Genomic DNA, 19,693 nt, shown 5'->3' on the forward strand with positions numbered 1-19,693 from the left:
CCTCGATGCGAGCCGCACGCGCCTTCTGGCGCGCAATTTCCGCCATTCGTCTGGGGGCGCGACGAGGGCACGGGCCTCAAACGGAACGATAGACGGACCCCCGAGATGTCAACCCGGCTCCGCTGCCGACAATTCTGCCATGCGCAGAACCGCGGGCGACGTGCGAGGACCACCGCCGGCGTCTGCAAGAGGAGGGCACCGATGCCGCCAGGCGGCAGACGTACCTCGACGGCAGCGAGCTCAGCCAGGACCGCATGATGGCACCGGCTCGCGTGCTGGCGAAGCCGGGCCCGTCCCTGCGCATCGTCGCCCGAGCGCAGCCCGCCTGGGCGGCCGAGCCTGTCGCATCACCTGTCCTTGCGGACAGTCATCACGCCTCAGCCCCCGAGGTTCCACGACTCCTGGAGCGACCGGGGGATCTGGAACGTCACGCGACTGCCGCCCGTCTCGGACGAATGCAGCCCCTCCAGCAGCTTGCGCGACAGCGAGGCGGAGATCTTCGCGGCGAAGTTCGTCCGATCCTGGGCCTCGTCCGACAAGAAGAACATCCACCGCATCGGCCCCATCAGGTGGCGGGTCCAGTCGGCCTTCTCGAGGCCCACGGCGTCGGCCACCGCCTCGCTGCACAGCTCGCGCATCGTCGACACCACGATGCCGTCCATCATCGTGCCCGGGATGCGCATCTTCAGGTACTCGACGAGCGACCGCGTCAACGCGACTCCATCCTCCGAAGGCCTCACCTGACGCCGCTGGATGGCCTCCCAGAGCTGCTCGGCATCTTCGAGGTCGCGGGGCAGCAGCTCGGGGTGGATGCCCAGGAAGTGACCGATCACCTTCCAGCAGTGGAAATAAGCGTCCTCTTCCTCCCGGGTGAAGTCCAGCCCGAGCTGGGTCAGCACTCGGGGGACCAGGGCCAGCGTCAAGAGCGTGGCGACGTGATCCTCCTGATTGGCCGGAGTGCCCCACTCGGCGGCTCGCCACTCGGGGTCTCGGCCGAGGTGGTAGCGAATGGTGGCATGCAGCAGGCGGATCTTCTGCGCCGTGCGCACCCCGAACCCCTTCGGCTCGAGGCCTCCCTCCGCCATCACATCCAGGACGAATTGGGCCGTCTCGATGATCCGGCGGTGCACATGCTTGTCGATGCCGCCCGTCCAGGTCAGCACCTTGGCCGCCTTGGCCCACGAGTAGCAGCACGGCAGGGACCACGTGAAGTAGGCCAGGGTCATCTGCATGCCATAACGCTGGAAGAGCCGCTGGCCCAGCCGGACTTTCTCCGCGTCGGCCCACTCGGGCCAATCATCCGTCTGGTTCAGGTAATCCTCCACCGCATCCGGCATCTCCGCCGGGACCAGGTGGACGTTCGACTGGATGCTCCTGAGCATCCGGTTGACGGAGTCCACCTCGTTGTCGGCGAAGACCCTCTGAATGACCTCGTCCGCCACGGGCTCGCCCATGGCGCGAAAGGGTTCGAGCACGTCGTCCGTCCAGCGACCAGGGGATGAAGAAGTTGAAGACATCCGGAATACTCACTCGCCCAAATGCTCGGAGTCGGCGGTTGATGCTTCCATGCCGCCGCTCTCCATGTCAAGGCACGCCGTTCGCGCGGCCCTATGCGCATGGGTGACGCCAGATTCACGACGGGGCACCGGCCGGCTCTCGCGCCTCGCAGAGCGACGAGCAGGCCAGGTCGCCGTGAGCGCCCCTGCCGCCAGATCGCGCTCGCGCTACTGGGCGGCGACACCGACCTCGATGCTGACCTTCTCGCTAAAGGGTATGCAATCGTTCTCGGTACACACAGCGCCCTTGAGCTCCCCGGTGATCGTCTTCTTGCCAGCCGTGGCGGCGGTCAGCCCGATCTCGAACTTGAGCACCTTCTCGGTGATCTTGGCGTTCTGGGCGGTCAGCTTGTCGCGGTCCAGCGTCACGCCGTCGGGCGCCGTGAGCGACAGCTTGGTCGGGTATTCCTTGTTGATGTGATACGCGCCCTTGGCCGTGACCTTCACCGCCGCGACCGTCTTCACGTTCACCTTCGCGGCGGGCTTCTCGATCGTGAGATCGTAGTTGCTCGCAGCGACCGCGGTCCCGGTCAGTGCGGTGAACAGAGCGGCGACGGTCAGAACTTTCTTCATGGTGTCCTCCTTGCCTCGCCATGGCAGCTCATCCGTATTCAGGAGTCAATAGTGGATTCAGCGCCGAAAACTGGCTCCGACGGCCACGGTGGGCGCCTATGGGCGCCCATGGGCGCCCGCCTCCAGAGCGCCTCTTCCTCGGTTGCATTCACGCTGGGCCCATGCATGGCCGGCGCCGAGACAGTCGGTCGCGCGACGAGGCGGCGTCGACCTGCTGTGTCCTTCGGGTCAGACGGATTCGCCGGTCAGCCAGCGGCGGAGCGCGGCGACGCCGCCCTTGCGCGAGCAGGAGATTCGGGCGCCGGCGAAGTCCCAGGCGAAGCCATCGCCCTCGACCTCGCGGAGCCGCCGCAGGATGTCCGAGGCGGACGCGCCGGGTTCGGAGCTCGAGAAGCTCCACGAGCTCGGGAAGGTGCCGGGCGACGAGTCGCGCTCTCGCACCATATTCACCTGCAGCGAGAACAGGCGCATCGCGGGCACGAGCGTCAGGACGGCGGTGGCCGGTTGGGGCCAGCCGCGGTTTTCGCGGCTGGTGAGCTCCAGCCTGGCCCGCCAGGGCTCGCCGAGCGGCAGGCCGAGCGCCTTGGACAGCGCGATGAAGCCGTCCGCGTCGTCGGCGGCGACTGGCGGCGATTCGGCGAACAGCCAGGCGGTGACGGCGTCGACGGGGGCGCCGGCCTTTGCGACCACGAACGAGGTCGCGGGGACGTTCCAGGGCTTGTCGTGGCGGGCGGACCACGCGGCGAGGGCGGCTGGAAGCTCCGCGAGGCGCCGCGCTTCGAGGTCGTCCGGGCCGAAGAAGCTCCAGTAGTCCGGGTGTCGGGCGGTTCGGGTGAGCACGAGCGTCGCGACTGCGTCGCTGTCGTCGACGGTGTAGAGGCGGATCGACTGATCCCAGCTCGCGTCGGCGGCCAGCCCGAGGGCCAGGCTGAGCTGCTCGACCTGGGTGGCGGGACGTGTGCCGACGCGCGGTCGGCCGGGGTCGAGCTCGTCGATCAGCGCGGCGTTGCTCCCGGGCGCCGCGTCCAGCAGGGAGACCACGCGCTGGGCCAGCTCGCGGCTGCAGGCGGCGAGCCGGGCCAGGGCCGCGTGGGCCGCGGGGGTGCCGACGGGCACGAGGGCCATCGCGGCGATGATGACCTCGTCGCGCGGGGTCACGTCGCCGGCGGCAGCGATCGCCGAGGTCGCAGCGACGAGCGCGTCGATGCTGTCCTGGGCGGAGATGAGCGGGGCGGCGAGCGGGGCGACGATGGCGTGGCGGCGCTCGCTGTGCTCCTGCCACACCGTCTCGGCCCGGCGCCAGGCTTTCGCGGCCGCGATCGCGGACGCGGGTGACTTCGCCTGGTGGCGCACGTACGCGGCGACGAGCGGCGAAGTCTCGGCGAGGGCCTCGAGGGCCGCGGTGGTGTCGAGGGCGTCGGGTCGAGCCGTGGCGAGGGTCCGAAGGTCCATCGCGCGGAGCATATCCGATCACGGGGTGTCGCGGACTGCCAGATCTCGCAGGAGTATCTCCACGGCGATGTCGAGGCACGTCGGCGCGGACAGGCACCAGATCGTCGGGACCGCTCCCGGCCAGGCTCAGGACGGATGGAAGCCTGGAGGCGGCTGCGGGTCGCGGACCCAGCCCTGACCGTCGTGCACGACGAGCGCGGGGTACTCGTCGGCGATGAGGCTCACATGCGTGACCAGCCCGCCGGCGCTGCCGAGCCAGAGGTGCAGCATGCAGGCCGGCGGCTCCATCACGATCGCTAGCCGGTTCGCCGGCGGCAGGTCGAGCGCGAGCTGGTGCGTGGTGGACGGGCACGTGCACGCCACGGTGCCCGCGAAGCGGCGCACGATCGGCCGGTGGAGGTGCCCGCACACGACGCGCTCGACCTGCGAGTGCCGCCGGAGCACCGCGGCCAGTTCGTCGCCGCCTTCGAGCCCGAGCGCGTCCATCAGCGGGAGACCGCTCGAGAACGGCGGGTGATGCATGGCGACCACCGTCGGCCGCTGCGGCTCCTCCGCGAGGCGAGCCTCGAGCCAGGCGAGCCGCTCGGCACACAGCCGACCTCCGGGCGCCCCCGGAATGTGGGTGTCGAGCACGACGAGCCGCACCGGCCAATCGTCGACGGTGTACTGCAGAAAGCCGTCGCGCGGCAGGTACGCGTGATCGGCGAACACGCGGCGGAGATTGGCGCGATCGTCGTGGTTGCCGGGCAGCAGGAACACCGGCATCTGCAGCGGTGCGAGCAGCTCACGCAGCCGCTCGTACTCGCCAATCTCGCCGCGATCGACGAGATCGCCGGTGATCACCACGAGGTCGGGTCGACGCTCGAGGCGATTCAGGTGAGCGACGGCGCGAGCCAGGTGCTCGGAGGTGTCAAGGAAGTCGTCACCGGCGCCCTACGGCGTGCTGACGTGGGTGTCGCTGATCTGGGCGATGAGCATGTCCCCTGCCTCACCGGCGCCTCGCGCTGCCGGTGCCTCTCTTATAGCGCAGCGGCACCTGCGCCGCGAACGGAAATCGCGGGGCGTCGAGGAGGCGCTCGCCATGCGCGGGAAAGGCCTCGGCCCATCCGCGTATGGGTCGGCGCAGTCACCGAATGTACGCACCCTGCGTCCGCCGTCTTCGGGTTCGACTCGGCGGCGAATACCAATCATCAGATCATGAGCGGCGAGCGCGACGACTCGCGGGTCGTCGCCGACGGGCATGCCGCGGCGGCGGCGTGGCCAGCAGGTTTCTCGTCCCTCGTGCAAGAGGCGCGCAGCGGCCGCATGGTGGCCGGCCGTCGGGTAAAATCGCTGCAAGTCAACGCATTGGGCCGACGCGGGGCCGGACGCCGTTGGCTGCAGCGCCGGCGAGCGGCCGTGTGAGACCACCCATCATCGTCTCGTCACTGGACGCTCAAGAAAACTTCACTATTGTGCTTCGTCACCCGACGAGACTGAAAAGCGTTCAATAGTATGACGTTGAATGTGGGCAAGGCCGCGAGGGGCGGCGCCGATGTCGGAGCGCATTCGTCACGGCTCTGCGACGGCCGCGAGACGTGTCCATGGCAGCCTGCGGCGTGCATGGGGCCTGCTCAAGGGTTCCCTCGCTCGCGGCGGCCGCTGAGCGTTCTCCTGATGGGACCGCGGTGCCGTGCGTGAGCTGTGAACGTGTCACCCCGGCGCGGACACGGGTTTGCAGGCGCGTAACGATTTGCATACGCTCGTGTGATGACAACCATTCGGTTCTATCGATGCGCTGCGGCGCTGAGCGTGATGATGTCGACGGCCTGCGGCGACAGCGGTGTGACGACGGCGAGCGGCACCGACGCGGATGCGAGCACCACGAACGGGTCGAGCGCCGGCACCGACACGACGCCGACAACGACGACGCCGAGCGGCGGATCGGACTCGGACGCAGGGACGGAGAGCGGCAGCGACTCGACGCCGACGACCACGGACGGCTCGGCCGGGACGACGAGCACGGACACGACGACCACGTCGGGAGACCCGACCGACACGACCGACGGGGTCGTCTCGGAGACGACCAGCACGGGCGGAGAGACGACCGACGCGACCGGGGAGACGACGACCACGACCGGCGAGACGACGACCGGCGACACGACCGGCGACACGACGAGCACGACCGACGAGACGACGACCACGACCGGCGGGATGATGCAGGAGTGCAGCGACCTCACGGTCACGTACCGCGACCACAAGCCGCTCCACGTCGACTTCGGCTGCCACATGAACGGCGTCGGGGCCCGCACGGGGCTCCTGATGAACACGCTCGGCCCCGACGACAAGCCGGTCTACAATCCGAACCCGCCGCCGCCGCCGCCCAACTGGTTCGGCACGAACCCCCAGATCACCTCGGAGGCGTCCTTCCACGAATGGTACAACACGGTGCCGGACGTCAACATGGAGATCGAGGGCGTGCTGAGCCTCACCGAGATCATGCCGAACATCTGGAGCTACAACAGCAGCTCGTTCTATCCGCTCACCGACCAGGGCTTCGGCAACAACGTCACGCCGAACTGGCTCGGCCAGACGTACGGCGATCGCAACGGCGAATTCACGACCGAGATCCACACGATGTTCCTCTACGAGCCCGGTCAGGTGTTCAGCTTCTCCGGCGACGACGACGTGTGGGTGTTCGTCGACAAGAAGCTGGCGATGGACCTCGGCGGGCTCCACGAGCCGGTCACCGGCTCGATCATGCTCGACACCCTCGGCCTCACTGCTGGCAACGTCTACAGCCTCGACGTGTTCCACGCCGAACGCTGCGGCACGGGTAGCAACTTCCGCATCGACACGTCGATCGCGTGCTTCCTGCCGCAGTGATCGGCTGAAAGGCGCACGTGCGGCTCGCGTGCCGCACACGCGCCGACGCGCGCGTTTTGCCGGTCGAGCCCGGGCCGGCGGACGGCGCTCGCCGATCCCGCGGCTGGCGGCGGGTGCCGACAATGGCTATTCCATCGGACAGGCGCCGCTGCCCCGCCGGCGGCCGCATTCTCGACCCGTTCGAGGGCACGTCGACGGGGATTCCGGCCTCCTTTATCGCCGCAGGTCTCCCAGGCTCAGGGAGGAGCGCAGCACAGGACCGGCATGACCTGCGCCCCGCGCCTCCTCACCGACCCGCTGACGGATCTGTCGAGGCCGCGCGGGAGCACCACCATCGACCCCGTCGTCCTGCACTCGACCGCTGATCAGGGTGAACCCGACGCGGTCACCCGCGACCCTGAGGTCGAGCGGGCGAGAGGCGAGCGGCACGGCGGCTGCACATCACGCGATCGGCGAGCTCCCGCGCCACCGCCGAGCCGAGCGCACCAGAACCGAACACCACGTGAAGGTCGGACATCGCCGCGAGGTGCTCTGAATTTGGCGCCCCGCGGCCGCCTCACTTCGCCGCCTCCCCTGCCTCGAGCTGCTTCATCCCCCGCGGCCCGACTCCGCCCACGCGCGTGGACGCCTCGCGCGACGCCGACGAAGGACGGAAAAAAAATCGACCGGCGTTTCGAACCAAGTCGCCGGGTCCTCTCACTACGCATGGGACGGCGTCGCCGGTCGCAGCTCGAATCGCGGCCGCGCGACGTCGGCCACGGAAACCCATGACTGACCCGATTCCATGACGCTCCACGTCCCGCGCCGCGCGCGGCCGGCGGAGCACTGAAAGCTTCCCTCGGAGGTCGATGCCCTCCGAGTGGAGGAGCCCAGCGATCGCGCATCGGGCGAGGACATTCCCTCGCCCGATCGCCGCGGCCTCCGGGCTCGAGGGCGGTATCCGCCCGGAAAGTGAGTGAACGATGCACATGACCCGGAAAACTTCGACTCGTATCCTTTCAGGCCTTACATTCGCGCTGCTGCTCGGCGCCCCGCTCGTGGGATGGGGCTACCCGATCAAGATGCCCTGGCGCGGCGACTCGCTCGACCTCGCCAACACCTACTTCCGCGGAAAAGGGCACAGCGGGTGGAATGCGGGCGTCGGGAACCCGCTCGACCTCGGCGCCGTCCGCTGGGATTCGACGATCGGCGCGAACGGGAAGTGGACCACGTCCAGGACCACCGGGCAGGACGGCAACACGACCCCGCAGGACGACGTCGTGTTCGGCGCCAAGGTGTACTCCCCGGTCGACGGGTTCGTCGTCGGCTGCCAGAAAGAGGTCGACGACAACGGCAACGCGTCCGGCAGCATCGTCTCCGGCAACCACGTCAACATCCTCACCAGCGACGGGAGGATGATCCTCCTCGCCCATCTGAGAGACAATACGATCCCGCCCGGCGTATGTCCCAACACCGTGGACCTCGTGACCACGAGCGGGGCCAACTGCGTGCCCAACGTGTCCGGCTCCAAGCGGCTACCGGTCGACACGATCCTCACCACCCCGGTCGAGATCCACAAGGGCGACTTCGTCGGGGAGGTCGGCTTCTCCGGCAACACCAGCAACCCCCACTTCCACATCCAGGTGAAGTCCGTCACGACGGATAGCCAGGGCGAGCTGTGCCTGGGGGACGACGAGGTGATCGAATTCGACGAGTCGTGGCGCCAGGCGACCGCCGACCTCACCCCGCTGACCGACAGCTGGACCGCCTTCGCGGGCAACGCCGGGGTCTTCGACAACACCCAGGAGTACCTGCTCCTGTCCGATCCGCTGGGCGCGCGCGTCGACACGCTCGACATCGAAGAGGGGACGATCCCCGCGATCGTGATGACGAACCCGAGCACCTCGGGCGGCGTCGTCGCCTACAAGAACGCGAGCAACAATTTCACCGCGATGGGCTTCGTGTTCGACGCGAACGGCGACTTCGACCTCGGAACACCCGATGTCAAGGGCTCCGTCAGCGACATCGCCCTGGCGAAGATCAGCACGAGCTCCCGCCACGTCGTCGCCGCCGTGCGCAACGGCTCGAACAACCTCCAGATCATCCCCTACTTCGTCGAGACGGACGGCGATCTCATCGAGGGGACCGGCGAGACGCGCAGCGGGATCGGCTTCGTCGAGGCGACGCGCTCGCCGTCGCACGACGGCGTCGTCGTCGCCTTCAAGAACAGCTCGAACACCCTGTCCGTGTATGACTATGAAGCGACCGTGTCCGGTACGAACGTCGCGGTGGACCTGCTCGGCAACGACGTCTCGAGCGACACGATCTCCGACGTCGGGGTCGCGGCGGTGACCGCCGGCCGCGGCAACGCCGAGACGACCGGCGCGTTCAAGGGCGTCGTCACGGTCGAGCGCCGCACGGACAACTCGATGTGGGTGCGAACGTGGGCGATCAGCGCCGCGGGGGTCGTCGACGACATCGACGTCGAGCAGGCCAAGGACGCGAGCAACACCGCGATCTCGGTCGCGGAGGTCGACGTCGCCGTCGTCGGCGACACCTCCCGTGAATTCGCGGTGGTCAGCGCGCGCACGCAGGCGGGAAACCTGGTGGTGCAGACGTGGGAGATCGCGACCACCGGCGCGCTGACGCGGCTCGAGCACGCGTCCCCAGGGGCGATCGGCGCCCTCGGCTCTGCCAAGGTCGGGACGCAGGACGCGTTGACGGCAGTCGCCGACTCTGGCGGGAATCTGTCGCTGATCTCGTGGAGCGTCAGTCCGAAAGTCGGCTCGACGGCCGGCGGGCTGCTGCGTCGGGTCGGTACGCGCCTGTTCGGGGGAATCTCCGCGGTCGCCATGGACGGCCGCCCCGCGACCGACGAGGCAGTGATCGTGGTGCGCAACAGCAGTAACGACATCTCGCTGCTCCACCACCGGACGAACTACAGCGCCGCCCGCTGACGGGCGCGGACGAGGCGCCGGCCTCGCTTCCCCCGTAAGGTGCTGACGCCGCTCTCTTCAGTCGGCTCGGGGCTGCGGGTGCCCGTCACGCAGCCCCGACCGCTTCTCCTCGGATGCCCACCACAGACGACCTGTCGTGGGACCCGACCCGCAGAGCTTGGAGCTCGCCGCGCCGCTCACGGTCCGACGGCGAGGCACGGGCCGGGCCGCGTCGCGTTGCAGATTCTTCCGTCGACGGTCGGCGCAACGCCCTGGGCGCCGGCCGCTTTCAGGCGCTCGATCGTCTGCTGTTTGAGGTCGACCTCCGGCATCTTCTTCAGCATCTTCTCGGTCAGCATCGTGTAACCATCCTGCCCGCGCGCCGGGTTGACGAGGAAGCTCTCGGTGACCGCGAGGAAGCGGTCCTTCGGCTTGACTGCCACCCAGCCCTTGGCCGTGCGGCGGCTGAGACCGGTGACCGCGCCGGTCGCCGGGTCGAAGCGGAATGCGAAGCCGGCGATCTGCAGGAAGTGGCCCTGGCCGGTCCAGTCGGAGACGGAGCGCTCGGCGACCTTCTGCAGGGTCGCACCGTCGATCTGGATCAGGCGCAGCGGGCTCGGGTACGCGAACAGCTCCTCGATCATCTGCCGCGTCACCGGGCCCGCCGCGAGGTTGCGATTCAGGCGGAACGACCCGGAGTTGTAGAACGCGACCTCGGCCCCGTGGGGCTTCGCGGACTCGAGCATCCAGTCGACGATCAGGTTGCCGAGGTTGGTCTCGAACCGGCGAATCTCCAATTCCTCGCCGACGAGCGTCACGCTCGTGCGCCCGATCTCGCCGGCGAGGCAGGCGGGCTGCTCCTTCGCCTTCGCGCAGAACTCGGCCTCGTGCTTCTTGCGCCAGCCGTCGACCACCGCCTGCAGCGCCGGGTCCGGCGCCGGGCTGGTCCCCTTCAGCGGCACGTACTCCCAGTCGATCTGGGGCTTGCCGTCGATCTTGCGCAGGCGCACCACCGCAGCCGTCGCCGCGTCGGCGTCCGCCTTCACCACCGCCGCCGTCCCGATCCGAGCGTCCTGGTGGTTGTGCTCGTGCCCGCCGAGGATCAGGTCCGGGCCCTCGGCGCCCAGGGCGGTCAGCAACGCCTGGTCCGCGGGCATGTCGAGATGCGTCAGCGCGATCACGAAGTCGGCGCCCTCGGCCCGCAGCGCCGCCGTCTCGGCCTTCGCCACCGCCACCCGGTCGCGGTGCGCCGCGATGTACTCGGCCTGGACCGAGTCGAGCGTCAGCCCGAACAGGCCCACTTTGTAGCCGCCGCTCTCGACCAGCCGCCGCGGCACGAGGTTGTCCGCCGCCACCACCGGCTCGCCGTTCTCGCCCTTCGCGAACTCGACGCTGGCCGACAGCCACGTGAACCCCGACGCCTCGACGCGGCCGTCGAGCGCGCGGCCATCGTCCATGCCGCGCTTGTCGAACTCGTGGTTGCCCGGCACCACGAACATCCGCGGGTCGAACGCCTTGCCGTCGCCGTCGAGGTGGTTGAGCGCGTCGACCATCTGGTCGCCGCCGTACAGCCGGCTCATGAACGACGGCTGCAAGAAATCGCCGCCGTGCGTGAGCAGCAGCGTCGGGTGCTCCTGCTCGAGCTGGGTTCGCAGCGCCCGGACCCGGGCCATCCCGCCCTCGCCCGCCTCGGGATTGCCCTCGATGCGGTAGGTGTCGTTGATGTGCAGGAGCACCGCCTCCTTCGGCGCGGGCGCGGCGGCTGGCGAAGTCGCCGGGTCGCTCGCCGGCGGTGTGGTCGCGGGCGCCGCGGGCTGCTGACACGCGAGGATGCCGAGGAGGGGGAGGAGCAAGTTGCGCAGTGGAAGGTCGCGTCTCACGGCGCACATGGTACCCGTCCGGATGCCGTCGAGGCTCCACTTCGCTCATTTTCGCAGCCGTTCGTTCTCGCGCGCTCGGCGACGCGAGGCCGAGCCTGCAACGAGCCGCCAGGGCTTGTCGCGCGATGTAATCATTGCACTCGGACCGGTGACTCCGAATTGGCGTGGCTCCCGGGCGGCGGGACTGCCTCGGACCGGGCTAGTCGCAGGCCGACATCGCCATGAACTGCTGCGAGGAGAGTTCCATCGAGCGCGACCAATGGCAGTCCGTCAGCGGACCACCGAGGAAGCCCACCGCCGCGGCGCGGCGCCCTGGACGAGTGTTTCCTCGCCGTCGCTTGCGCCGCAGAGCCAGGCCGGTAAGCTCTCGCAACCATGCGACACACGGAGCCGAGACGACGGAAGTTCTTGTGCCTGGCGGCTGGCGTCCTGGCGTCCGCCATGTGGTTCTCCTGGTCGGCCATCACCCTGATTCCCGGATCGACGGGTGACGGGCTGTACTGGGCCGTGAGCAATGCCCTCGCGTTCCTGGCCGGCGCGGCTTTCGGGGCAGCCGCGATCACTCGCTGAGACAGCCGCTGGGGCAGGTGTTGCCGGCGCACCGCTGCGCTGGCGGCGTGGTGATGAGGCGCGCGAGCTGGGCGTCGCTCGCCAGGCGGAGCAGGCTCGACAGCGACAGCCGGTTGCTCGAGACGAGCGTGCAGAATCGTCGCACCAGCGGGAGCAGCGCCGGCGTGGCGAGGCGTACCGACCACTCCCGGTAGTCCGCCAGCGCCCACAGGCACATCAGCCAGGCGCCGCCGCCGACGTAGACCTCGCCGGTCGAGCGGATCACCAGCAGCTCCTGATCGGGACGGTAGGCTTCGATGCCGGGAAACATCTGCGCCAGATCCGGGTGCTGCAGCGGGATGAAGTGCAGCGGCACATAGGCGGGCTGTTGCTCGAGAAATCGACGGACTGTCGAGCACAGCCCGCACTCGGCGTCGTAGAGGACAGACAGAGTCTCCACGCCGACCTCCTCAGCTCCTCATCGCGCCGGCGACGTGGTAGGGGCTCGCGGGCGGCTGAAGCAGGCCGCTCGGGTGCACCGGCGGCGGCGCGGTCCGCAGCTCGGCGCGCCGGCGGACTCGTGCGAGTACGTACATGTTGAAGAAGTGCATGCCGCCGAGGGTGAGCAGCACCGTGCCGAGCTTGCCGCTCAGGATCTCGAACACCGCGCGCGCGTCCGCAGGGGCGGCGCCGTACTCGCGCAGCCACAGGGTCACAAAGCCGATATTGACGAGGTAGAAGCCGACCACCAGCAGGTGGTTGACCGAATCGGCGAGCTCCTCGTTGCCCTGCATGGCATCGACCAGGAAGATGCGACCGTTCTTGTGCAGCGTCCGTGCGACCCACATGGTGAGGGCCAGGCTGATGCCGAGGTAGATCGTGTATGTGATGATCGACGTGTCCACTGTGATTCTCCTATATTCCTGAACTTTCAGGATTCTCTGAAAACACCAGACAAAAAAAATTTGGCTCAGCCGAGCAGGCGCAGCATGGCGGGGACGATCTTGCTCTGCTCGGTCGCGGCGACGCGCTCGGCCAGTGAGGCCGCCAATTCGACGAAGTCGGCGAGCGCCTTGAGCTGCTCGTGAACCGCGCGGCCCTCGGCGTCGCGCAGCCCGCGGGTCGAATCGGCGCAGTCACGCAGCACCGTCCGGGTCGGGTCGATCTCGCGGCGCTTGCGCTCGCGGAGGATGGTGCAGAACAGCTGCCACACGTCCTTCTCGGCCTCGAAGTACTCGCGGCGTTCGCCTGGACGCACGACCTTGCGGCACAGGCCGCAGGTGACGAGCTCGCGCAGGTTGGTGTTGGCGTTGCCGCGGCTGATCGCCAGCGCCTCCATCACCTCATCGGTCGAGCGCGGCTCGGGCGAGAGGAGGAGCAGCGCGTGGATCTGCGCCATCGTGCGGTTGATCCCCCAGGCGCTCCCGAGCGCGCCCCACTGGGCGATGAAGCGCTCGCGCGCCGTCTGCAATGTGCTGGCTCCGGAGGTCGGCATTTCTATACTTTCATTTTGTTCCGAAAGTTCCGAATGTCAAGGGGAAACGAAATGCGCGATTTCACCCCGGTAGGCGAGTCTGCGCGGAGCGCTCAAGAAGTTTGAAGCGGAAATCGCATGAGCCCCTCGCAGAACTCCTTGAAACCCCGGCCCTGGCCGCGGTGGGCGTACAGGCGACGTTGTTCTTCGCCGCCTGCGTGCGCGAGCCGCCGCTGCGACGCCCGTGCGCTGGCGCGCCGGAGACTGTGAGCTGCGGCGATTGACCATCGGCGTGGCCGTGTGGGAAGTAGGTCGGCGATGCTCTGGCGCCCGGATACGTGTGCGATCGTCGTCCTCGTCGCGTTTGCTGCGTGCATGCGGCGACCGGCGCCGGAGCCCCCGCCGGTCCAGCCCGTCGACGAGCCGTTATGCGCGGCGAGCCTCAAGCTCGCGCACGCCTGCACCGGCGCACAACCCGATCTCGTGATGTGCTCCGTGTTCACCGGCTCCGCCGCGACCTCCGAGATCACAAACAACACCGACAGCGACCTCGTGTTCGCCACGGGCATGATGATCGTCGATGGGCGCGGCGAGGAGCTTCTCCCGGCGGTCCTCGGCCCCGAGGTCCGGGTACCCGCCCGGTCCACCAATCGGCCGTGGCAGATCGCCATGCCGCGGCTGCCGGACGGGTACGTTCAAATCGAGGTTATGGTCCTCGGGACGAGCGCCGATGGCGGACACGAGCGCTCCACCAGCAGCGAGGGCCACCTTCGGGTGCGCGGCGGGCAGATCGAGGTCCTCGATTTCCACGGGTGGTACGAGGCGACGGCCTCCATGAACGTACATGAGGCCCTGCCCGGCCAACCGGACCCGGTGCCCGAGGGTCCGACCCCGGGCGAGCGGCTGTATGAGCAGTTGCGGGCGCAGGCCAAGCGACCCGCCACGCCGTGATCCGTCTCGAGCTCGCTCCAGCCCAGATCCGCCGGGCCACTGAGCGCGTCGGGGGCCGCCGGGCGCGAGGATGTTCAAGGAGAAGGCCAAGGGCTGACAGGCTCGTCAGCAATGACGTGCAGTGCACGGCAACGACGCTTGCATCAACCCGTGAGCGCCCCCGCGCCGCCCGCCGCGCGTCCGCGACTGAAGATGATAGGCTGCCCGGATATCACCATCCCGCCGTCCGGGCCCCTGCACTCTCGCCGCGCTGGCCCTGTTCGCCTGCGGCCCGACCCCCGGCAGCGACACGACCACCGACGCGAGCACGACGAACGCCACGAGCTCCTCGGAGCCGATCGCCGACACGACGACGACCGGCGCACCAACGACCGGCACACCGATGACCGGTGAGCCGACGACCAGATCCGACGGCGACACGGCCGCCACCACGACTGTCGACTCGACGATGACCGGCGTCGACCCGGGCACCACGAGCGACACGACCACCACCACGACTGTCGACTCGACGATGACCGGCGTCGACCCGGGCACCACGAGCGACACGACCACCACCACGCGAGACACCCCTTCGAATCCGGGCCCGCAGATCGCGGTCTTGAGGAGCGGACGTTTCGACCGTCACTCGATGTCCACTTGCAGGACCGTCGTCTGGCCGTCGCGCTCGATGGCAAAGCGGCTGGTGCCCGTGGTCCGGAGGTGCTCGAAAGCAGCATCGACGCCGGCAACGTCGACCACGGGAGCGCCATCGACATCCGTGAGCAAATCGCCGTTCTTGAGGCCGACGAGCTTGGGCAGGCTGTCGGTGCGCAGGCCGTAGACGAAGACCCCGCGACGGACGCCGTCTTCGATGAAGGGGATCAGGCGGGCCTGCTCACGCACGGGCGCGGTGTTGACGGCAAGCGTGTCGACGAATCGTTGATCGAGGGTGCATCGAACGTCGCAGCAGCGCACGAAGGGCGACGCATTGTCGAGCTGGGCGGCGGCGTCAGCGGCTGGGCGAGCGTTGAAGGGAGAGAGGAACAACACGCCAGCGCAGGTGAGGCCGGCGACAAACGAGCCGAGAGCGAGGTGGACGGACGAGCACATGCAGAGAGGCCTAGCAAGTCCGATGCCACCATCATGACAAGTATCCGCCGAGAGAATCGCCAGCAGACGCCGTGGGAGCCGACATTTTGTCATCCGTACGCCATGCCCGGGACTTGTTGATCCCGCCCACGGCATCGAGGCGATGATGACGAGGCGCCTCGGCGACCTGGGCGGCGACCAGGTCGAGGTCGAGGCTGGCCTCGGCGACCTCGGCGACGGTGAAGTCGTCGACCCGCGATCAGGGGGTGCAGTCGCCGCCCCCGCCGTCGACGGCGGTGAGCCGGAGCCGCGGCATCGCCAGCGGGTTGCCGTGCGGGCTGAAGTCGGCCTCGGGGAACACGATCGTCGCGTCGGCGAGCAGGAGCTGGTGCGGCAGGACGATCCAGGCCGGCGTCATGTGGTTGAGGGGGGCAGCGCCGCTGAGGACGAACTCGTTGTCGCCCGGCGCGTGCATCGAGGGCACGCGTTCGGCGACGAGGGTGGACAGGTCGGCGCCGTCGAACGGGTTTTCGGCGCCCGCGGCGGTGAGCGCTGGGAGGCACTGGCCCGTGCTCCCCAGCACGGGCGCCTCCGCATTCTCGACCACGACGGCGAGCGTCTCCTTGATGAGGGGCTCGATCGCCGGATCCGCGTCGCCGTCCGCGACCGTCGTGAAGCGGACGCGCACCGGGAGCGTCGGCTCCACCTCATATTCGAAGGCGGGGTCGTCCGGATCGGGCGCGTGGTGCGAGATGACGCCCTCGGCGGCCCGGCCGGCGAGGAACCCGAAGAACGCCGCGTCGGGCACGAGGATCGCCGGGACGCTGGCCGTGACCCTGTCGGTGTCATCGAGGGTGACACGGTAGATCGCGTAGCCGTAGCGCCGCAGCTCGACCGTACCGTCGATGTCGAGGCCCATCACGGCGAGCTCCTCGGTCTCGAGGAGGCGTGGGTCCTCGCCGCGGATGAAGATCGAATGACCATCGGTGGCGGCGTGGACGATCGACCCGCTGTCGACCGGCGGTCGCACGTAGGGTGTGTCGGCGAACAACTCGTCGCACACGACGACCGGGTGACCGTCGCTCGTCACGCCGTCGTGGGTCTTCGGGCACACAACGTCAGGTACGTCGCCCGTGCTCTCGCTCCCGCCGTCGCCCGTGCTCGCGGACGGCGGGGAGGAGCTGCCGTCGTCGGAGCCGCCGGTCGTCACTTCCTCGGTGCTCGACGCGTCTGACGCGGCGCTCGTGGAACCCGTCTCCTGACCCGCGCCATCGTCGGAGCAGCCGGCGGCCACGAGTATGGTGAGGAGGATCGCGGCGCCCGTGTCACGCCGCGCCAGCCGCGATGCCCTCGCTCTGCCAGGGATGTCGTGATTCTTCGTCATCGTGTGTCTCTCCGCGTCGTTTCAACGACGCTGACGCGCTTGAGCAAGACGTGTGCCAGCGAATGGACAGCGGCTGCTGGCTCGTCGTGCGTCCGCACGCTGTACAATTTTTGCGGGCGTGAGCCGCAAGCGACGCCGACGGCTTGATGTCCCTTTCACGTCTTATCCTTGAGGGAGGGTTGAGGGGCGTGGCCTGGCGACCAGGTCGCGCGACTTCGCGACCAGGTCGAGGCGCGGCGACCTCGGCGACGAGGTCTGCAAGTTTGACCTGGCAGCCCGTCCCGTCAACCCGCATTATCGGGTAAAATGCAATTTAATCATTTGCTTATGCGAGGAGACCGCGCCGACAAAAATTTACGGCGAGCCGAGCGCTGGGTCGCGCTGGGCCGTCGAGGTCGCTGAGCATCGAGCGCCTGCGCCACTGACCGCTGGCCCGGCGACCAGGGCGACGCGGTACCCGGGCGGATCGGAGCTACCAGTCCCAAGTATCAGCTCCTCGGCTCCATCCAGTGTCACTCGGACCTGTTTCCCACCGTAAAAGAAGGCCATCGCATCCCGCTATTTTGAAGTATACAGTTCACTTTCTTACGGATCCGACAACAGAGCTCGTCACAGAAATGCCCGCTGAAAGCAGACCATACAGAGGATCATCCGCACTTCGATGTCCTTCGTGTCCATGTCGCCGACGGTACCTTTGGTCGTGCGGCGGCAACGCCTCGTAGGCGACGCGCAGAGCCTCGCGTCCGCGCCCATACGCGATCATCCGGTTCATCCTCGCCGATCCGACGCTCGGCCAGGAACGGCATGATGAACGTGTACTCCTCCCACGTCACCGATTGCCCGTGGATGAAGACGAGCGAGGTCCCCCTGGCCGGCCCACCGACCTCGCCGGTATGGAAGTACGTCTCCGCGAAGCCGGCCCTCTGCAGCGCCTTGTCCATGGTCGTCAATCTAGACGCCCCCGCCTCGCCGCTCAGCGTCGGCGATCGAGGAGGACTCCTGCCCGACTCAACATGGCCTATAAACATGTCTAACAGGACAGATCAATGCCTGCGCGACGCCGCGAGCGCCTGTCGGTCGAGCCACGCCGCGGCCGCCTCGGCGCCCGCCGGCAACGACCCCAGCGTCTGCGCGATTCCCTGCTCGATCGCCGCGCGCGCCGTCGGCTCGACCGCCAGCACCGGCGGCACCAATCGCAGCACCTCGTCCGGCTCGAGCGGCCCTTCGAGCGCCTGCACGAGCGGGCCGCGCAGCTCCTCGAGGTTGCCGTCGCGGGCGAGGCCCGCGCAGACCTGGACGCGCGCCGCGATCGCCGGCATCTGCTCCGTGAGTCGGCGCAGGGCGGCCAGAGCACGGCCCTCCGCGCACGCCAGCAGCTCGACGCTCGCCGCCTCGACGAAGGCCGGTTCATAGCGACCCCATTCGTCTGCGGGGCCCCAGTGTCGCTCGAGCGCCTCGAGCGACTCCCGCACCTCCGCGGCGCCGCCGACGGCGACCAGCGCCCGCGCGCTCCCGAGCAATCGACGGTACGCCCGCAGCCAGGGAGGTGATTCGCCGGAAGCCTCCTCGACGTCCGCCCGCATCGCCTGGACCCGCCGGGCGAACACCGCGTGATCGCGTTGCGAGCCGGCATCCGAGAGCAAGGACTCGGCGAACCTGCTCGCCGCCCCGTGCGCCTCGACGAGCATCGCGGCCAGCAGCGCATTCACGTCCTGATACGAATGCGGGCGGATCAGCGTATTGCCGACCCGCGCCGCCCAGCGCCCCTCCTCGTCGATCCACCCTTCGAGGTACAGCTCCTCCATGCGCTCCTCGGTCCACCCGAACGATTCATGCCAGGCGTCGGCCGCTCGACCCGCGGCGAGCGTCGCCGCCACGTACCGGTTCATCGTGCCGCGCGACTCGAGAAATTGCTCGGCCGCCGCGAGGTCGACCTGCCCCGCGACGAACGCGGCCCACACCGCCAACCCCGCCCACGGACGATCCGACGCGCGGCCCCAACCACCCAGGCGACGCATCGCCAGGATCAGCGCCGCCTCGCTCGCCGCCTCGCCGCCGAGCTCGCCGAGCGCGGCGACCAGCGCCGCCTCGGCCTCGTCGACTCGACCGTGCTCGGCGAGCCAGGTCGCGCGCAGCGCCCCCTCGAGCGCCGGCATCGTTCCACTCGCCAACGTCCCGCGAAATTCGCAGGTGCGCAGCGAGAGCACCTCGTCGCCGTCGCGGTCGGCGAGTCGGCGCGCCGTATTCAGCACCGTCGAATGCTCGGCGAGCGGCACGAGCGCGAGCGCCGGCAACCTGGCCTCGTCGTCGCGCGCCTGCTGCAGGGCCGCGAGCGAGGCCTTCTTGACGCGCGACGAGTGCGGCTCCGGATCCAGCGCGCTGAACCATGCGAGCTGAAACGGGCGCGTCTCAGGCGAGTGGAGCCCCGCGATCGCATACACCGGCGCGACGTCCCCGCGCGCCCACAGGGCCTGCAACGCGACCGGCGGGATCGCCTGAGCCCACACCGCCGAGACGGCCGCGCCGACTTGCTGCTCGATCGATTGCTCGTACATGAACCCGTGGCCTCGAGTGACGCGATGATTAACGAGCAGCCCCGACAGGTCAACACCTCGCTCTCCAGAGCCCCGGAATGGGGCGATGCACGGCCTCGCGCCCGCATCCTGGCGAGGATCCCGCGCAACCTCACAGTTACGACCCTGTCTCGGCGGACCGCCGACTGGCGGCGCCCGATCTGGGCAGTCTCCGACACTGCCCCTCGAATTCGAGCACGTATGGGGGTCAGTGGCGCGAGATCCCGTACGCGCTCTTTGACGACGGCGCGAACCGACGTCGACGCGATGATCAATGTCTGCGTCTTCGGCTGGTGAGGGATCAGCGGACCGGCGGCAGGTCGAAGGGCAGGCAGTCGGTCAGCACGCCGAGGTCGCAGACGCCCGACCGGCCGGGGGTTCGCCGGGCAGTCGCGCGCGGGCGCGACGTCGTGGCCGGTGTCGGTGAACGGGGTGGCGCACTCCTGCAGTGGT

General features: G+C 68.8%; 17 protein-coding genes. 4 read left to right on the forward strand and 13 right to left on the reverse strand.

The features are described from left to right. Positions 1–377: 377 nt before the first annotated feature. The 4 genes from O0S08_RS35145 to O0S08_RS35160 form a co-directional block, all read right to left on the reverse strand. A complete protein-coding gene (locus O0S08_RS35145; protein WP_269033813.1) occupies positions 378–1,475 on the reverse strand; it encodes an oxygenase MpaB family protein in 1,098 nt (365 codons plus the stop codon). A 249-nt stretch (positions 1,476–1,724) separates the two neighbouring features. Continuing rightward, the gene (locus O0S08_RS35150) at positions 1,725–2,129 is read right to left on the reverse strand and encodes a hypothetical protein (RefSeq protein WP_269033814.1); all 405 of its coding nucleotides are present in this window, start codon (positions 2,127–2,129) and stop codon (positions 1,725–1,727) included. Between the two features lie 228 nt (positions 2,130–2,357). Further along, positions 2,358–3,581, reverse strand: a complete 1,224-nt coding sequence (locus tag O0S08_RS35155) for a hypothetical protein (protein ID WP_269033815.1) — start codon at positions 3,579–3,581, stop codon at positions 2,358–2,360. A 126-nt stretch (positions 3,582–3,707) separates the two neighbouring features. Then, a complete protein-coding gene (locus O0S08_RS35160; RefSeq protein ID WP_308477863.1) occupies positions 3,708–4,427 on the reverse strand; it encodes a phosphodiesterase in 720 nt (239 codons plus the stop codon). A gap of 351 nt (positions 4,428–4,778) precedes the next feature. Here O0S08_RS35160 and O0S08_RS35165 point away from each other — a divergent pair, with 351 nt between their 5' ends. The 3 genes from O0S08_RS35165 to O0S08_RS35175 all read left to right on the forward strand — a co-directional run bounded on the left by O0S08_RS35165 (position 4,779) and on the right by O0S08_RS35175 (position 9,382). Beyond that, positions 4,779–4,985: a hypothetical protein gene (locus O0S08_RS35165; RefSeq protein ID WP_269033816.1), complete on the forward strand. Its 207-nt coding sequence runs from the start codon at positions 4,779–4,781 to the stop codon at positions 4,983–4,985. A gap of 345 nt (positions 4,986–5,330) precedes the next feature. After that, entirely contained in the window at positions 5,331–6,446 is a 1,116-nt protein-coding gene (locus O0S08_RS35170; RefSeq protein WP_269033817.1) for a fibro-slime domain-containing protein, read from the forward strand. 1,061 nt (positions 6,447–7,507) lie between these two features. After that, entirely contained in the window at positions 7,508–9,382 is a 1,875-nt protein-coding gene (locus tag O0S08_RS35175) for a hypothetical protein (protein ID WP_269033818.1), read from the forward strand. A gap of 176 nt (positions 9,383–9,558) precedes the next feature. On the opposite strand, the gene O0S08_RS35180 is transcribed toward O0S08_RS35175, so the two are convergent. The 4 genes from O0S08_RS35180 to O0S08_RS35195 all read right to left on the reverse strand — a co-directional run bounded on the left by O0S08_RS35180 (position 9,559) and on the right by O0S08_RS35195 (position 13,285). Continuing rightward, a complete protein-coding gene (locus O0S08_RS35180) occupies positions 9,559–11,241 on the reverse strand; it encodes a bifunctional metallophosphatase/5'-nucleotidase (protein ID WP_269033819.1) in 1,683 nt (560 codons plus the stop codon). A gap of 559 nt (positions 11,242–11,800) precedes the next feature. Continuing rightward, positions 11,801–12,250, reverse strand: coding sequence for a thiol-disulfide oxidoreductase DCC family protein (locus O0S08_RS35185; protein ID WP_269033820.1), 450 nt, complete (start codon positions 12,248–12,250; stop codon positions 11,801–11,803). Positions 12,251–12,260: 10 nt separating this feature from the next. Further along, a complete protein-coding gene (locus O0S08_RS35190; RefSeq protein ID WP_269033821.1) occupies positions 12,261–12,695 on the reverse strand; it encodes a hypothetical protein in 435 nt (144 codons plus the stop codon). Positions 12,696–12,760: 65 nt separating this feature from the next. After that, entirely contained in the window at positions 12,761–13,285 is a 525-nt protein-coding gene (locus tag O0S08_RS35195; RefSeq protein ID WP_269033822.1) for a GbsR/MarR family transcriptional regulator, read from the reverse strand. Between the two features lie 297 nt (positions 13,286–13,582). On the opposite strand from O0S08_RS35195, the gene O0S08_RS35200 reads away from it, so the two are divergent. Further along, positions 13,583–14,215, forward strand: a complete 633-nt coding sequence (locus O0S08_RS35200; protein ID WP_269033823.1) for a hypothetical protein — start codon at positions 13,583–13,585, stop codon at positions 14,213–14,215. A gap of 105 nt (positions 14,216–14,320) precedes the next feature. Here the strand turns inward: O0S08_RS35200 and O0S08_RS35205 are convergent, their stop codons facing one another. The 5 genes from O0S08_RS35205 to O0S08_RS35225 form a co-directional block, all read right to left on the reverse strand. After that, positions 14,321–14,773 carry a hypothetical protein gene (locus tag O0S08_RS35205; RefSeq protein ID WP_269033824.1) on the reverse strand — a complete coding sequence of 151 codons (453 nt, stop codon included), beginning with the start codon at positions 14,771–14,773 and terminating at the stop codon, positions 14,321–14,323. A 63-nt stretch (positions 14,774–14,836) separates the two neighbouring features. Next, the gene (locus O0S08_RS35210) at positions 14,837–15,304 is read right to left on the reverse strand and encodes a Do family serine endopeptidase (RefSeq protein WP_269033825.1); all 468 of its coding nucleotides are present in this window, start codon (positions 15,302–15,304) and stop codon (positions 14,837–14,839) included. A 238-nt stretch (positions 15,305–15,542) separates the two neighbouring features. After that, positions 15,543–16,493, reverse strand: coding sequence for a hypothetical protein (locus O0S08_RS35215; RefSeq protein WP_269033826.1), 951 nt, complete (start codon positions 16,491–16,493; stop codon positions 15,543–15,545). Positions 16,494–17,314: 821 nt separating this feature from the next. After that, positions 17,315–17,608 carry a hypothetical protein gene (locus O0S08_RS35220; RefSeq protein ID WP_269033827.1) on the reverse strand — a complete coding sequence of 98 codons (294 nt, stop codon included), beginning with the start codon at positions 17,606–17,608 and terminating at the stop codon, positions 17,315–17,317. Between the two features lie 102 nt (positions 17,609–17,710). After that, positions 17,711–19,222 carry a hypothetical protein gene (locus tag O0S08_RS35225; protein ID WP_269033828.1) on the reverse strand — a complete coding sequence of 504 codons (1,512 nt, stop codon included), beginning with the start codon at positions 19,220–19,222 and terminating at the stop codon, positions 17,711–17,713. Between the last annotated feature and the right edge of the window lie 471 nt (positions 19,223–19,693).

The organism is Nannocystis punicea (assembly GCF_026965555.1).
In the GTDB taxonomy this organism is placed as follows: Bacteria; Myxococcota_A; Polyangia; order Nannocystales; family Nannocystaceae; genus Nannocystis; species Nannocystis punicea.